The sequence below is a fragment of the Pseudomonas sp. AK181 genome (genome assembly GCF_051122975.1).
Lineage (GTDB): Bacteria > Pseudomonadota > Gammaproteobacteria > Pseudomonadales > Pseudomonadaceae > Aquipseudomonas > Aquipseudomonas lactis.
In genome coordinates, this window is record NZ_CP146348.1 from 4,711,321 (window position 1) to 4,725,853 (window position 14,533).

The window sequence follows — 14,533 nt, forward strand, 5'->3', positions numbered from 1 at the left end:
AATCTTAAAACCGTCACCAGCGGTTCGCTGGCAAACGCTTTGTGCAACCTGGTCACAGAACAGGGCACCGAGCCGGAAATGACTCCACCAGTGAAATGCGTATCGGGTTTTTAGGAGCGCTGTAATGCCTGAGATCTATCATTTTTTCCAACAGCTGGTTAATGGCCTGACCATTGGCAGCACCTATGCCTTGATAGCCATTGGCTACACAATGGTTTACGGCATCATTGGAATGATCAACTTCGCCCATGGCGAGGTGTACATGATTGGTTCCTACGTGGCCTTTATCGCCCTTGCCGGGTTGGCCATGATGGGGATCCACTCCCTGCCGCTATTGATGACCGCTGCGTTCCTGGCGTCGATCATCGTGACCAGTGCCTATGGCTACAGCATCGAGCGGGTCGCCTACCGCCCCCTGCGGGGCAGCAACCGTTTGATCCCGCTGATTTCCGCCATCGGCATGTCGATTTTCCTGCAGAACACCGTATTGCTGTCCCAGGACTCCAAGGACAAGTCCATTCCCAACCTGATTCCGGGGAGCATCTCCTTCGGCCCGGGTGGCGCACAAGAAGTGCTGATTTCGTACATGCAGATTCTGGTTTTCGTGGTCACCCTGGTGGCCATGCTGGGCCTGACGCTGTTCATCTCCCGCTCCCGTCTGGGGCGCGCCTGCCGGGCCTGCGCCGAAGACATCAAGATGGCCAACCTGCTGGGCATCAACACCAACAACATCATCGCCCTGACCTTCGTCATTGGTGCTGCGCTGGCAGCCGTGGCGGCCGTGTTGCTGAGCATGCAATACGGCGTGATCAACCCCAACGCCGGTTTCCTGGTGGGCCTCAAGGCCTTTACCGCGGCGGTATTGGGCGGCATCGGCAGCATTCCGGGCGCCATGCTCGGCGGGCTGGTGCTGGGTGTGGCCGAAGCCTTTGGCGCCGATATCTTCGGTGACCAGTACAAGGACGTCGTCGCGTTCGGCCTGTTGGTTCTGGTGCTGTTGTTCCGTCCGACCGGCATCCTGGGCCGTCCGGAGGTTGAGAAAGTATGAGCAGATATCTTAAATCGGCGTTTTTCAGCGCCTTGCTGGTCTGGGCCGTGGCCTTTCCGGTACTCGGTCTCAAGCTGAGCATTGTCGGCATCAACCTGGAAGTGCATGGCACCGGGCCCGTCACCCTGACCGTCATCGCGCTGTGTTCGGTGCTGATGTTCCTGCGTGTACTGTTCACCCAGCAGGTCGGAGCCTTGTTCAAGGGCAACCGTGGCCCGTTGGTGTCGCCCAAGGTCAGCCAATTTCTGACCCTGCCGCGCACCCAGCGCTACATCATCATCGGGCTGATCATCGCGGCGCTGATCTGGCCGTTCTTCGGCTCGCGCGGCGCGGTCGACATTGCCACGCTGATCCTGATCTACGTGTTGCTGGGCCTGGGCCTGAACATCGTGGTGGGCCTGGCCGGCCTGCTCGACCTGGGTTATGTGGGCTTCTACGCCGTGGGTGCCTACACCTACGCGCTGCTCTCGCATTACCTGGGCTGGAGCTTCTGGATCTGCCTGCCACTGGCCGGTATGGCAGCGGCCACGTTCGGCTTCCTGCTGGGCTTCCCGGTGCTGCGCCTGCGCGGTGACTACCTGGCCATCGTGACCCTGGGCTTCGGCGAAATCATTCGCCTGTTCCTGCGTAACCTTACCGACATCACCGGTGGCCCCAACGGCATCAGCAGCATCCCCAAGCCGACATTCTTCGGGCTGTCGTTCGACCGCAGCGCCGCCGAAGGCATGCAGACCTTCCACGAGTACTTCGGGATTGCCTACAACCCGGTGAGCAAAGTGGTGTTCCTGTACCTGGTCGCGCTGTTACTGGCATTGGCAGCCCTGTTCGTGATCAACCGCCTGCTGCGCATGCCCATCGGGCGCGCGTGGGAAGCGTTGCGCGAAGATGAAATCGCCTGCCGCGCCCTGGGCCTGAACCCGACCATCATCAAGCTTTCCGCATTCACCCTGGGCGCTGCGTTCGCAGGTTTTGCCGGCAGCTTCTTCGCCGCTCGCCAAGGCCTGGTGACGCCGGAATCGTTCACCTTTATCGAGTCGGCGATCATCCTCGCCATCGTGGTATTGGGGGGCATGGGCTCGCAACTGGGCGTGATCCTCGCGGCGATCGTGATGATCCTGCTGCCGGAAATGATGCGTGAGTTCAGCGAATACCGCATGTTGATGTTCGGCGCCATGATGGTGCTGATGATGATCTGGCGTCCTCAAGGCCTGCTGCCCATGCAACGTCCACACATGGAGCTGCGCAAATGAGCCGCGAGATCCTGAAAGTCGAAAACCTGAGCATGCGCTTCGGCGGTTTGCTGGCGGTCAATGGCGTGGCCCTGACCGTCAAAGAGAAACAAGTAGTAGCGCTGATCGGCCCCAACGGCGCCGGCAAGACCACGGTGTTCAACTGCCTCACCGGTTTCTACAAGCCGAGTGGTGGCAGCATCCTGCTGGACGGCCAGCCGATCCAGGGCCTGGCCGGCCACGAAATTGCGCGCAAAGGCGTGGTGCGGACCTTCCAGAACGTGCGGTTGTTCAAGGACATGACGGCGGTCGAGAACCTGTTGATCGCCCAGCACCGTCACTTGAACACCAACTTCTTCGCCGGCCTGTTCAAGACCCCGGCGTTCCGCAAGAGCGAGCGCGAGGCCATGGAATACGCGGCGTACTGGCTGGACAAGGTCAACCTGACCGAGTTTGCCAACCGCCCCGCCGGCACCCTCGCCTACGGCCAGCAACGTCGCCTGGAAATCGCCCGTTGCATGATGACCCGCCCGCGCATCCTGATGCTCGACGAACCCGCCGCCGGCCTGAACCCCAAGGAAACCGAAGACCTCAAGGCGCTGATCAGTGTGCTGCGTGAGGAAAACAACGCCACGGTGCTGTTGATCGAACACGACATGAAACTGGTCATGAGCATCTCCGACCATATCGTGGTGATCAACCAGGGCACGCCGCTGGCCAACGGGACGCCGGAGCAGATCCGCGACAATCCTGAAGTGATCAAAGCCTATTTGGGGGAAGCGTAAAATGCTGCAATTCGAAAACGTTTCCACTTTCTACGGCAAGATCCAGGCCCTGCACAGCGTCAATGTGGAAGTGCGCCAGGGTGAGATCGTCACCCTGATCGGCGCCAACGGTGCCGGCAAATCGACCTTGCTGATGACCTTGTGCGGTTCGCCGCAAGCCTACAGTGGCAGCATCCGCTATATGGGTGAAGAACTGGTGGGCAAGCACTCGGCCGAGATCATGCGCAAGAGCATTGCGGTGGTGCCCGAAGGCCGTCGGGTGTTTTCGCGCCTGACCGTGGAAGAAAACCTGGCCATGGGTGGGTTCTTTACCGACAAGGGCGATTACCAGGAGCAGATGGACAAGGTGCTGCACCTGTTCCCCCGCCTCAAGGAACGCTTCAGCCAGCGCGGCGGCACCATGTCCGGCGGCGAGCAGCAAATGCTCGCCATCGGCAGGGCGCTGATGAGCAAGCCCAAGCTGCTTCTGTTGGACGAGCCGTCCCTGGGACTGGCACCGATCATCATCCAGCAGATCTTCGACATCATCGAACAGCTGCGCAAGGACGGGGTGACGGTGTTTTTGGTAGAGCAAAACGCCAACCAGGCGCTGAAAATCGCTGACCGCGCCTATGTGCTGGAGAATGGCCGGGTGGTGATGCAGGGCACCGGCGAGCAACTGCTGACCGACCCGAAAGTGCGGGAGGCGTACCTCGGCGGCTAGAAAGAGTGAGTTCTAAAATGGGAGCTGGCTTGTGTGGGAGCTGGCTTGCCTGCGATAGCATCACCTCGGTGTATCTGAAGCACCGAGGTGCCTGCATCGCGGGCAAGCCCGACTCCCACACAAGCCAGTTCTCATTTTTTTGGTAAAAATAAATATGTGTTGTTTGCAGTTTTTTTCGATGGCCTTGTAACGAATTCCCTCCCCCTTTCTCTAGTGGTGCATGCAGGCAATCAAGCCTGCGCATTCAACCACTGCTGGAGACACATCATGACCACCAAACTGTCCGCTGCCACCCTCGTTCTGGCCCTCGGTTCTGCCCTGAGCCTCTCCGCCCTGACCACCACCGCCCACGCGGCCGACGACATGCAGAAGTGCTACGGCGTGGCTGAAGCCGGCAAGAATGATTGCGCCGCAGGCGCCGGCACTTCCTGCGCGGGCACCTCCAAAACCAAAGACCAGGCCAATGCCTGGAAGCTGGTCCCCGCCGGCACGTGCACCCAGACCCCAAGCACCACCTCACCGACCGGTTTTGGCCAGGAAGCGGCCTTCACCGCCAAATCCTGACCCCCGCGCAGCCTGAGTACTGATGATGACGCTTAAAGCCCAACACGCGGTCTCACCGGCTCAGGTGCCCGGCCTGCCCTCTCGGGCCGGGCTGGGGCTCAAGACCGAGCACTTCACCGAGGTGCTCGAGACCCGCCCCGACATCGGTTTTTTCGAAGTACACGCCGAAAACTACATGGTGGCCGGCGGCCCGTTTCATCACTACCTGGGGTTGATTCGTGCGCAGTACCCCCTGTCACTGCACGGCGTTGGCCTGTCCATCGGCGGCGAAGGCCCTCTGGACCGCGAGCACCTGGCACGCCTGGCCACGCTGATCGAACGCTATCAACCCCAGTCTTTTTCCGAACACCTGGCCTGGTCCAGCCACGGCCCGGTGTTTCTCAACGACTTGCTACCCCTGGCCTACGACGCCAGCACCCTGGACCGGGTGTGCGCACACGTCGACCAGGTACAAAGCACGCTCAAGCGCCCGATGCTGTTGGAAAACCCGTCCACCTATCTGCAGTTCCAGCGCTCTACCCTGGACGAAACCGACTTCATCAGCGAGATCGTCCGCCGTACCGGTTGCGGCCTGCTGCTCGACGTCAACAACGTCTACGTGTCCTGCATCAATCACCAGCGCGACCCGTTGGCCTACATCGATGCCCTGCCATTGCACACAGTGGGTGAGATTCATCTGGCCGGTTTTGCCGAAGACACCGACAGCCTGGGCGATCGCTTGCTGATCGATGACCACGGCGCGCCGATCGATAACGCCGTGTGGCAGTTGTACGCACAGGTATTGGCACGGACGGGAGCGGTGGCAACACTGATCGAGCGGGACAACCAGGTGCCCGCGTTCAGCGTGTTGCAAGCAGAGGCCAGACAGGCCGAAGGGTATTTGTCAGAGGTGGCCCGATGAGTATTCAGCAGGCATTTGCCCTGGCATTGCTGGCGCCGGACGCCAACTGCCCCGAGGGCGTGTTCAGCAGCAACGGTGCCGAGCCGGCGAGCCGCTTTGCGGTGTATCGAAACAATGTCCATAGCGCGTTGATCAATGCTTTGGCAGCCGCCTACCCGGTGGCACGGCAACTGGTCGGCGAGGAGTTTTTCCGCGCCATGGCCGGCCTGTATGTCCAGGCCCACCCGCCTATCAGCCCGTTGATCAGTGAGTACGGCAGCACGTTCGCAGACTTTATCCAGGCTTTCGAACCGGCCTCAAGCGTGCCCTACCTGGCCGATGTCGCCCGGCTGGAACGCTTACGGGTTCGCGCTTATCACGCGGCGGATTGCCAGGTCTTGGATCAGCACAGCGTACTTGAGCAACTTCAAGGTTGCGCGCAACTGGGGCAACTGCGTGTACGACTGCATCCGTCACTCGCCACGCTGGAATCTTCCTACGCGGTGGTATCGGTTTGGGCGGCGCACCAGACCGACGGGGCCGTCGCCAGCTTGAACCCCTGGTATGCCCAAAGCGCGCTGGTCTTGCGCCAAGGGTTGGCGGTCAAGGTATTCGCTGTCGACAGCGGATCAGTGACCTTTATCAACCGCCTCATCCAAGGCGCCGGGCTGGAAATGGCCATCGCTGATGCCCTGCAAGCCGCCACCGAATTCGATTTGCACCAATGTCTCACGCTGTTGATCAGCCACGACGCCATCACCCATTTGCACCTGCAACCCGAGGTATTGCCATGAACATTCCCGCTCCCTGCCTGGTAAAGCGAACCGTCGCACTGTTTGAAAAAATCCCCTACAGCCTGATCGCCTTTATCGCGCGCTTCTCCATTGCGGCGGTGTTCTGGAAGTCCGGGCAGACCAAGGTCGAAGGCTTTGCTATTGATCTGATCAGCGGCACCTTCCAATGGGGCGAGCCCAAACTTGCCGCCTCGACCCTGTTTTTGTTTCGCAGCGAATACCAACTGCCTCTGCTGTCGCCGCAGGTGGCCGCGCACCTGGCAACCTTTGCCGAGCACTTTTTTCCGGTATTGATCCTGCTGGGGTTCGCCACGCGCTTTTCGGCCCTGGCCTTGATCGGCATGACCCTGACCATCCAGCTGTTCGTCTACCCCGACGCCTATCCCACTCACGGCACCTGGCTTGCGCTGTTATTGCTGTTGCTTGCCAAAGGGCCGGGTTGGCTGTCCATCGACCACCTGATTGCCCGTCGCTATCGCTGAAGCCGATCCAGTGCCTCGCCGCTGCGCTTGAACCAGCCCACCAGGTAGTCGGCCAACACCTGGGTACGCCGTGGCAGGCCGCCCTGATAGGGATGCACCAGGTACATCGGCATGCTGCGTGTCTGATAGTCGCGCAGCAGCCAGCGCAATCGGCCGTCAGCCAGCTCCGCCGGTAGAACGTAGGACGGCAGGCGGGCAATACCGGCGCCGACCAACGCGGCTTTTTTCAGCAGGTTGTAGTGATTGGAGGCGAAGGTGCCGCTCACCTTTACCCGCAGCAGTTCGTGTTGCTGGTGGTACAACCATTCCTCGCGGCCGCTGTAATGGCTGTTGAGCAGACAGCTGTGCGCCGCCAGGTCCGCCGGGGTCTGTGGTTCGCCATGCTGTTCCAGATAAGCCGGGCTGGCGCAGGTCATTTCATGCCAGGCCAGCAAGGGTTTGGCCACCAGGCGTTCATGTTCGATGGCGCCGGAGCGTACGCCCAAGTCAAAGCCATCGCGTGCCAAGTCTCGGTAGCTGTTATTGAGCTCCAGCTCGATCTGCACCTGGGGATATTGCTTGGAGAATTCCAGCAACAAACCATCGAAGAAGGTTTCGCCCAACGACACCGGGACGGTCATACGCACAGGGCCGGCCAAATCATCTTTGAGTCGCGCCAATGCCTGGCGGGCGCGTTCCACCTGCACCACCAACGCTTGTGCCTGGGGCAGCAACGCCGCACCCGCAGCGGTGAGGCTCAGCTTGCGCGTGGTGCGATGCAGCAGGACCACGGCGAACTGCGCTTCCAACTGGCTGATGCGCTTGGACAACTGCCCTTTGCTGCAGCCCAATTGTGCGGCCGCCACGGTAAAACTGCCGGCCTCGATCAGCACGGCGAACGCCGCCAGGTCATCCATTTCGCTCATGGATTGTTTCCATTTGAAAACCAAAGGTTGCCTATTAGCGCGTTTATCCAGCTAAAAAGCCACACTAGACTGAGTGCGAACCCATACCCCTGTAGGAGCGAGCTTGCTCGCGAAAAACTCAAGATCGCCGCCGTGTAGTCAGTTTTACCGCGTGATCGTTGACGTTCTTCGCGAGCAAGCTCGCTCCTACAGGGCATCAGCCCAGAGGAACAGCACAATGAAAATCCTATTGATCGGTGCCAGCGGCACCATCGGTTCAGCGGTCAAGGCGGAACTGGCTCAGCGTCACGAAGTGATCAGCATCGGTCGCACCAGCGGCGACTTCCAGGTAGACATCAGCGATAGCGCCTCGATCCGCAGGCTGTTCGAGCAGACCGGCAAGTTCGACGCCCTGATCTGCGCGGCAGGCAGCGTCAACTTCGTGCCCCTGGCAGACATGCACGACAGCGATTTCGAACTGGGCCTGCGTGACAAGCTGATGGGCCAGGTCAACCTGCTGTTGATCGGCCGTGAATACGCCAACGATGGCGCTTCGTTCACGTTCACCAGCGGCATTCTGAACCGTGATCCGATCCGCACTGGCGCTAGCGCGGCATTGGTCAACGGTGCATTGGACGCCTTCGTCAAAGCGGCGGCCATTGAGTTGCCACGCGGCCTGCGCATCAACTCGGTCAGCCCGACGGTGTTGCTGGAAGCCATGGGCAGCTATGCCCCTTATTTCCGTGGCTACAAACCTGCCCCCGCCGCCGATGTGGCGCTGGCTTACGCAAAAAGCGTCGAGGGCCTGCAAACCGGTCAGACCTTTATCGTAGGTTGAAGGTGATATCCGTAAGAAACGCCTGAAGCTGGCAAGCGGGCTTGTGATGCACGGCCAGCCTGCGTAACGTGGCGGCACTTGCCTGGAGACCCGATAATGCGCGCCGCCCGTACCCTCGCCCTGTTTGCCTTGCTTCCTCTGTTCGCCGCTTGCCAAGTGTTTGAAAGCGAGCCGGCCAAGCCATCGACTGTCGGGCTGACCCGTATGCAGGGTGAGTTGACCGCGGTGGACGGCAAACTGCTGTTCCAGCCGTGTGGCGACCAGCGTAGCTACGTGGTCAACGACACCGGTGGCACCAGCGTCCTGCAGGAAGCGGCCTCGCTGGCCGGCCAGCAGGGCATGCTGTTTGCCGACCTGCGTGGCAAGTTTTCCGGGGTCGCCAGCGGCACCCAGGGTTCAGTGGACCTGCAACAGCTGTATCGCGTCGAACGCTCGACCTCAGCCTGCTCCGACCCGGACTTCAAGCGCATGATCCTGCGGGCCAACGGCCATAAACCCGCCTGGGCAATGAATGTCACGGCCAAGGGCATGGTGCTGGAACGCGAGGGCCAGCCACCTTTGGCAGTGCCGTACGTTGAGGAGCAACTGGGCGATGGCCGCTTCAACCTGATGACCGAAGCCAATAACCAGCACATCGAACTGTGGGTGGCGCCCCAGCGCTGCGTCGACAGTGTAAGCGGCAGCCTGCAACACATGAGCGCCGAGTTGCGCGTGAACGGCCAGGTGCAGCGTGGTTGCGCGGCGTTCGGCGGCTCGCGGGACGATTAACCTGACGGAAAGTTGCCATTGGGGCTTATAATCGCCGGTTTGCAAAACAGCCGGCCTCCTTGCCCGCCGCCTACCGGACCCTGTCATGTTACGAATCACCGAACTCAAGCTGCCCATCGACCATCCCGAAGAAGACCTGCGCACTGCCATCGTGCAGCGCCTGGGCATCGCCAGTGATGACCTGCTCGATTTCACCCTGTTCAAGCGCAGCTACGATGCGCGTAAAAAGACTTCTGAGCTGTGCTTCATCTACACCGTTGACCTGAACGTGAAGGGCGAAGCCGCCCTGCTGCTCAAGTTTGCCGACGACCGCAACGTCAACCCGGCACCGGACGTCAGCTACAAGGTGGTGGGCCAGGCGCCGGAAGGCCTGGTTGAGCGGCCAATCGTGGTGGGCTTTGGCCCCTGCGGGATTTTCGCCGGGCTGCTGCTGGCACAGATGGGCTTCAAGCCGATCATTCTCGAGCGCGGCAAGGAAGTGCGCCAACGCACCAAGGACACCTGGGGCCTGTGGCGCAAAAGCGTGCTCAACCCCGAGTCCAACGTGCAATTCGGTGAAGGCGGCGCAGGCACCTTCTCCGACGGCAAGCTGTACAGCCAGATCAAGGACCCGAAATTCCACGGTCGCAAAGTGCTGCACGAGTTCGTCAAGGCCGGTGCGCCGGAAGAAATCCTCTACGTCAGCAAGCCGCACATCGGTACCTTCCGCCTGACCGGCGTGGTGGAAAACATGCGCGAGCAGATCATCGCCCTGGGCGGTGAAGTGCGCTTCGAACAGCGGGTCACCGACGTGCTGATCGAAGACGGCCAGTTGAACGGCGTGGTCATCGACGGCGGCGAGCAGATCCTCTCCAAACACGTGATTCTTGCCCTGGGCCACAGCGCCCGTGACACCTTCCGCATGTTCCACGACCGTGGCGTGTACATGGAAGCCAAGCCGTTCTCGGTGGGTTTCCGTATCGAGCACCCGCAGTCGCTGATCGACGCCGCGCGCCTGGGCAAATACGCTGGCCACCCGAAGCTGGGCGCAGCGGACTACAAGCTGGTGCACCACGCCAAGAATGGCCGTTCGGTCTACAGCTTCTGCATGTGCCCGGGCGGCACCGTCGTGGCTGCGACCTCGGAACCTCATCGCGTCGTGACCAACGGTATGAGCCAGTACTCGCGTAACGAGCGCAATGCCAACTCGGGCATCGTGGTAGGCATCACCCCCGAGGTGGATTACCCGGGCGGCCCGTTGGCCGGTATCGAGTTGCAGGAACGCCTGGAGTCCCACGCCTACATCCTCGGCGGCAGTAACTACGAGGCCCCCGCGCAACTGGTGGGCGACTTCATCGCCGGCAAGCCCTCCACCGCGCTAGGCAGTGTGGAGCCGTCCTACAAACCTGGCGTGTCGTTGGGTGATCTGGCACTTGCTTTGCCGGACTTCGCCATCGAAGCCATCCGCGAAGCCTTGCCGGCGTTCGAGAAGCAGATCAAAGGCTACTCGCTGCACGATGCGGTGCTGACCGGCATCGAGACCCGCACCTCGTCCCCGTTGCGCATTACCCGCAATGAGTCGATGCAGAGCCTGAACGTCAAAGGCTTGTTCCCGGCCGGTGAAGGCGCGGGGTATGCCGGTGGGATTCTATCGGCGGGTGTCGACGGGATCCGGATCGCCGAGGCGCTGGCGCGGGATATGCTCGGCATCGAGGCCTAAAGCACACTGGCGGCAAGCATACATCCAATGTGTGGCTTGCCTGCGATGAGCATAGGTATCTACACAACTCTGGTGCGACGCTGGACCTGTGGCGAGGGAGCTTGCTCCCGTGACGGCCCCGGCGGCCAGTGCATATCTACTTGACGCCCGGCGATCCAAATGTGGGAGCGGGCTTGCTCGCGAAGGCGGCCTGACAGCCGATCAAGATGTTGGGTCTGACCGCGTACATATCCATTATTTAGGTAACGGCCACCTAGGGTTCCGCTCTGACAGCGGCTCACTTTTGAAAAGCGCAAAAGTAAGCAAAACGCTCTTGCCCCACCACTCGGCACCTCGCTTAGGCTCGGTGTGCCCGTAATCCGCCAGTGATTTGGGGGGCCGCCGCCACGCGCCATCCATGGCGCGGGGCGGCTAAACCGGCATCCCTGCCGGTTTACCCCCCAAATCACTGTCGAATTACGGCCAGCGTGGTTTAACGGGGCGCTTAAGATCAAGATCACAAGCAGATCAAGATCAAGAGCGACTCGCTTCGCATCGTGGTTACCATTGAGCGCTACAGAGTTGTGTAGATACCATGCTGCGATGAGGCCAGTGCAGATCACAAGGCAGGAAAGTGAATCCTGAACGCCGCCCCACCCAACGCTGAATCCCCCAGCGTCAACCGCGCGTGATAGCTTTCGATGATGTCCTTGACCACCGCCAGCCCTATGCCCTGCCCCGGGTGCTGGCGGTCGAGCCGTTCGCCGCGCTGCAGGATCCGTGCACGCTGGTCCGGTGGCACGCCAGGGCCGTCGTCTTCGATACACAGCTCAATGCCATCCAGGTTTTCCACCAGGCTGATACGCACTTGCTTGAGGCACAGGCGGTAGGCGTTTTCCAGCAGGTTGCCGAGCATTTCAAGCAACGCGCCCTTTTCGATGGGCACCTCGCAGGCCTGCGGCAGATCAAACGTCACGGTGACCCGCTTGTCGCGATAAACCTTTTCCAATGTATCGCACAGGCTTTGCACCACCGGTTCCAGGCGTACCTGGTGACGCACCAGGCCACTTTTACGCAGGCTGGCACGCTGCAACTGGTAACCGATCTGCTGGCTCATGCGTTCGATCTGCGATTGCAGCACCCACGCCTGGCTACGTTCTTCGGGGCGCTGGGCCATGTCTTCGCTCACGCCCTGCAACACCGCCAGTGGCGTTTTCAGGCTGTGGGCCAAGTCATCGAGGGAGTCGCGGTAGCGCGCACGCTGTTCGCGCTCGCTGTGCAGCAAACGGTTGAGGGAGCCGGTCAGGCGCAGCAGTTCGCGGGGGTGTTCTTCGCTGAGGCTTTCGCGGGTGCCGCCTTCGATCTGGTCGAGTTCATGGCTCAGGCGCCGCAGGGCTTGCAGGCCCCAGGTCAGGCCCAGCCACAACAGCGTCAACAACACCAACAAAGCGGCGCCGAACCCGAGGTAGAGGTTCTCGCGCAGGCCTTCGAGGGTCAGTTGGTATTCGCGTACCGGCTGCAGGGCGACAATGCTGAACGCCGCGCTCTTGCCTCCCAGCAGCCGCACCTCGACGTCATACACAAAAAATTCCTGGCCATTGGCCTCGCGAATGCGCGCAAACTCGTTGCCGCGCCCGTCGTAGCGCGGTTTGTAGTTGATGTTTTCTTCCTGGGTCGCCCGCGAGCGCCATACCAGATGGCCTTCACGGTCGTAGATATAGCCCAACAGCCGACTGTCGGTGAGGTTGAAACGCTCATCGGGCAACTGCGCCGGCATCAGCAGGCGGTTATTGTCGACCCGCGCCGCGGAAATCAGCGTGGTCACGTCCGACGCCAGGCGCTGTTCGATGGAATCCTGCAGCGCCAGGCTGAATGCGCCTTGCATGGCCGGCAACAAGCCGAGCATAAACAGCACGGCCAGGGTGGCGGCCGCCAGCATCAGGCGCACACGTAGCGAACGAATCAACGGCAGCGCTCATTGAACAGGTAGCCCAGGCCACGCACGGTATCGATCGGTTTGAACCCGGCCGGGCCTTCCAGCTTGCGACGCAGGCGGCCGACCAGCACTTCGATCACGTTTGGATCGCGCTCGTCGTCATCCGGGTACAGTTGCTCCATCAAGCGGTCCTTGGCGACCACTTGCTGATGATGACGCATCAAGTATTCGAGGATCCGATACTCGTAGGCGGTCAGCGCCAGGGGTTGCTCGTCCAGGGAGGCTTGCTTGCGGTTGAGGTCCAGCAACAGCGGCCCGGCAACAATAGTCGATTGGGTAAAACCGCTGGAGCGGCGCAGCAAGGCGTTCATGCGCGCCTCCAGCTCTTCGAACTGGAACGGTTTGACCACGTAGTCGTCTGCCCCGGCCGCCAGGCCTTCCACCTTGTCCTGCCAGTTGCCGCGGGCGGTCAGGATCAGGATCGGGAAGGTCTTGGTCTGGGTGCGCAACTGGCGAATCAGGTCCAGGCCGCCCATACCGGGCAGGCCAAGGTCGATGATCGCCAAATCATGGTTGAACTGGCCGGTCTGGTACAGGGCTTCTTCGGCATTGGCCACGGCTTCGACCACATGCCCGCTGTCGGTCAGGCGGGTAAACAGGTGATGACGCAGCAGCGCCTCATCTTCCACCACCAGCAATTTCATAAGGTTCTCCACTGCAATTCAACTAGCCGACAGGGGGATATCATAGCGGCCCTGCAGCTCTTGGGGGCGCAGTTTTATGCCATTGTAGTGGCCGGTCAGGTGCGCGTAGCCGCTGCGATAGTCGGGTTGCGCAGGGGTAGCGCCCAGGGCCTGGCCCCACGGCGCGGCCTGGGTGCCGGCGTCTTCGAAGCTGACACGATGGATCAGGTTGCTGGATTTCTTGGTTTTCTCGCTGCCAAAGGCCGCAAAGGCGCCATCGGACGCCTGCACGCCGGCAGTGGCGCCAAGCATGGTCAAGGCCAACATCAGCTTTTTGATCGCAGTCATGGTGGTTACCTCATACGCGTTTGGGCTGTGGGGTCCAGACTACGCAGGCGCCCCTGAACTCCCCCTGAACAGGCTCTGAACCGCAGCTGAACCGCACCGGGCTATCCACTGGCGCGCCAACTCGGCAAAATACCGCGCATGACGCCCCTACCCGCTTGCTGCACCCCACTCGATGATCATTGGCCGTTGCCGGTTCCCTTGCCGGGCACGGTGTTTTTGAGCACGCGATTCGACCCGGCTTTATTGAGCCCAGGCGATTTCCAGCGCTGCGATGTGCCGCCGCCGGCGAGCATCCAACGCTCGGTCGCCAAGCGCCAGGCGGAATTTCTCGCCGGCCGCCTGTGCGCACGCGAAGCGCTGCAACGACTCGATCATCTGCACTGCATCCCGGCGATCGGCGAAGACCGCGCCCCGGTCTGGCCAGGGCATATCAGTGGTTCCATCACCCACAGCACCGGGCACGCTGCGGCGATTGTCGGGCACAAGGCTCAATGGCGCGGGCTGGGCATGGACCTGGAGCATTTGCTGTCACTGGAACGGGCCGAACGCCTGGCCGGGGAAATTTTGACGGCCGACGAGCTGCAGCGCATGGCCGCCCTGCCCCGTGCGCAACAGGCCTTGCTGGTGACGCTGACGTTTTCGGTGAAGGAAAGCCTGTTCAAGGCGCTCTATCCGATCGTGCACAAGCGCTTTTATTTCGAGCATGCCGAGGTGTTGGAGTGGTCAGCGGCTGGGAGGGTGCGGTTGCGGTTGCTGACCGATCTTTCGCAAGAATGGAAGCATGGCAGAGAGCTGGAAGGGCAGTTTGTGGTGCAAGGGAAGCAGTTGTTGAGCCTGGTGGCTATCGCCATGTAGGAGCGAGCTTGCTCGCGAAAAACTCTCAGGCGCCGCGTTTATTCAGGCAGCACGCGTT

16 protein-coding genes are annotated in these 14,533 nt (G+C 61.2%); 12 read left to right on the forward strand and 4 right to left on the reverse strand.

The window, feature by feature from the left end; genetic code table 11:
* Window positions 1–124: 124 nt before the first annotated feature.
* From livH to V8689_RS21525, 8 genes are all read left to right on the forward strand, one after another.
* Window positions 125–1,048, forward strand: coding sequence for a high-affinity branched-chain amino acid ABC transporter permease LivH (gene livH, locus V8689_RS21490; RefSeq protein ID WP_003193535.1), 924 nt, complete (start codon window positions 125–127; stop codon window positions 1,046–1,048).
* A complete protein-coding gene (locus tag V8689_RS21495; RefSeq protein ID WP_003193536.1) occupies window positions 1,045–2,298 on the forward strand; it encodes a high-affinity branched-chain amino acid ABC transporter permease LivM in 1,254 nt (417 codons plus the stop codon). Before livH ends, V8689_RS21495 begins: the two co-directional genes overlap by 4 nt.
* A complete protein-coding gene (livG, locus tag V8689_RS21500; protein ID WP_003193538.1) occupies window positions 2,295–3,062 on the forward strand; it encodes a high-affinity branched-chain amino acid ABC transporter ATP-binding protein LivG in 768 nt (255 codons plus the stop codon). The genes V8689_RS21495 and livG overlap by 4 nt, the downstream gene beginning before the upstream one ends.
* Before the next feature lies 1 nt (window position 3,063).
* Entirely contained in the window at window positions 3,064–3,765 is a 702-nt protein-coding gene (locus V8689_RS21505) for an ABC transporter ATP-binding protein (protein ID WP_003193540.1), read from the forward strand.
* Window positions 3,766–4,032: 267 nt separating this feature from the next.
* Window positions 4,033–4,329, forward strand: coding sequence for a BufA1 family periplasmic bufferin-type metallophore (locus V8689_RS21510; RefSeq protein WP_056786908.1), 297 nt, complete (start codon window positions 4,033–4,035; stop codon window positions 4,327–4,329).
* Between the two features lie 22 nt (window positions 4,330–4,351).
* Entirely contained in the window at window positions 4,352–5,230 is an 879-nt protein-coding gene (gene bufB / locus V8689_RS21515; protein ID WP_056786911.1) for an MNIO family bufferin maturase, read from the forward strand.
* On the forward strand, window positions 5,227–6,003 hold the full coding sequence (locus V8689_RS21520; RefSeq protein WP_056786914.1) for an HvfC/BufC N-terminal domain-containing protein: 777 nt from the start codon (window positions 5,227–5,229) through the stop codon (window positions 6,001–6,003). The genes bufB and V8689_RS21520 overlap by 4 nt, the downstream gene beginning before the upstream one ends.
* Complete coding sequence (locus V8689_RS21525) at window positions 6,000–6,485, forward strand: DoxX family protein (RefSeq protein ID WP_056786916.1); 486 nt, start codon at window positions 6,000–6,002, stop codon at window positions 6,483–6,485. Before V8689_RS21520 ends, V8689_RS21525 begins: the two co-directional genes overlap by 4 nt.
* Here the strand turns inward: V8689_RS21525 and V8689_RS21530 are convergent.
* Window positions 6,476–7,390 (reverse strand): LysR family transcriptional regulator, encoded by a 915-nt coding sequence (locus V8689_RS21530; RefSeq protein WP_056786920.1) that lies wholly within the window; start codon window positions 7,388–7,390, stop codon window positions 6,476–6,478. The genes V8689_RS21525 and V8689_RS21530 overlap by 10 nt on opposite strands.
* Before the next feature lie 217 nt (window positions 7,391–7,607).
* Between V8689_RS21530 and V8689_RS21535 the strand changes: the two genes are divergently transcribed.
* The 3 genes from V8689_RS21535 (at window position 7,608) to V8689_RS21545 (ending at window position 10,674) form a co-directional block, all read left to right on the forward strand.
* Window positions 7,608–8,207, forward strand: a complete 600-nt coding sequence (locus V8689_RS21535) for a short chain dehydrogenase (RefSeq protein ID WP_056786923.1) — start codon at window positions 7,608–7,610, stop codon at window positions 8,205–8,207.
* 96 nt (window positions 8,208–8,303) lie between these two features.
* A complete protein-coding gene (locus V8689_RS21540) occupies window positions 8,304–8,975 on the forward strand; it encodes a COG3650 family protein (RefSeq protein WP_056786925.1) in 672 nt (223 codons plus the stop codon).
* A gap of 85 nt (window positions 8,976–9,060) precedes the next feature.
* Window positions 9,061–10,674 (forward strand): NAD(P)/FAD-dependent oxidoreductase, encoded by a 1,614-nt coding sequence (locus tag V8689_RS21545; RefSeq protein WP_056786927.1) that lies wholly within the window; start codon window positions 9,061–9,063, stop codon window positions 10,672–10,674.
* 598 nt (window positions 10,675–11,272) lie between these two features.
* Here V8689_RS21545 and V8689_RS21550 read toward each other — a convergent pair.
* Genes V8689_RS21550 through V8689_RS21560 form a run of 3 tightly spaced genes read right to left on the reverse strand, consistent with a single transcriptional unit; the run spans window position 11,273 to window position 13,620 of the window.
* Entirely contained in the window at window positions 11,273–12,619 is a 1,347-nt protein-coding gene (locus V8689_RS21550; protein WP_019817208.1) for an ATP-binding protein, read from the reverse strand.
* Window positions 12,616–13,293, reverse strand: coding sequence for a response regulator (locus V8689_RS21555; protein ID WP_003193559.1), 678 nt, complete (start codon window positions 13,291–13,293; stop codon window positions 12,616–12,618). The genes V8689_RS21550 and V8689_RS21555 overlap by 4 nt, the downstream gene beginning before the upstream one ends.
* 18 nt (window positions 13,294–13,311) lie before the next feature.
* Window positions 13,312–13,620 carry a hypothetical protein gene (locus V8689_RS21560; protein ID WP_003193560.1) on the reverse strand — a complete coding sequence of 103 codons (309 nt, stop codon included), beginning with the start codon at window positions 13,618–13,620 and terminating at the stop codon, window positions 13,312–13,314.
* A gap of 138 nt (window positions 13,621–13,758) precedes the next feature.
* Between V8689_RS21560 and V8689_RS21565 the strand changes: the two genes are divergently transcribed.
* Window positions 13,759–14,475 (forward strand): 4'-phosphopantetheinyl transferase family protein, encoded by a 717-nt coding sequence (locus V8689_RS21565; RefSeq protein WP_056786930.1) that lies wholly within the window; start codon window positions 13,759–13,761, stop codon window positions 14,473–14,475.
* Window positions 14,476–14,533: the final 58 nt, after the last annotated feature.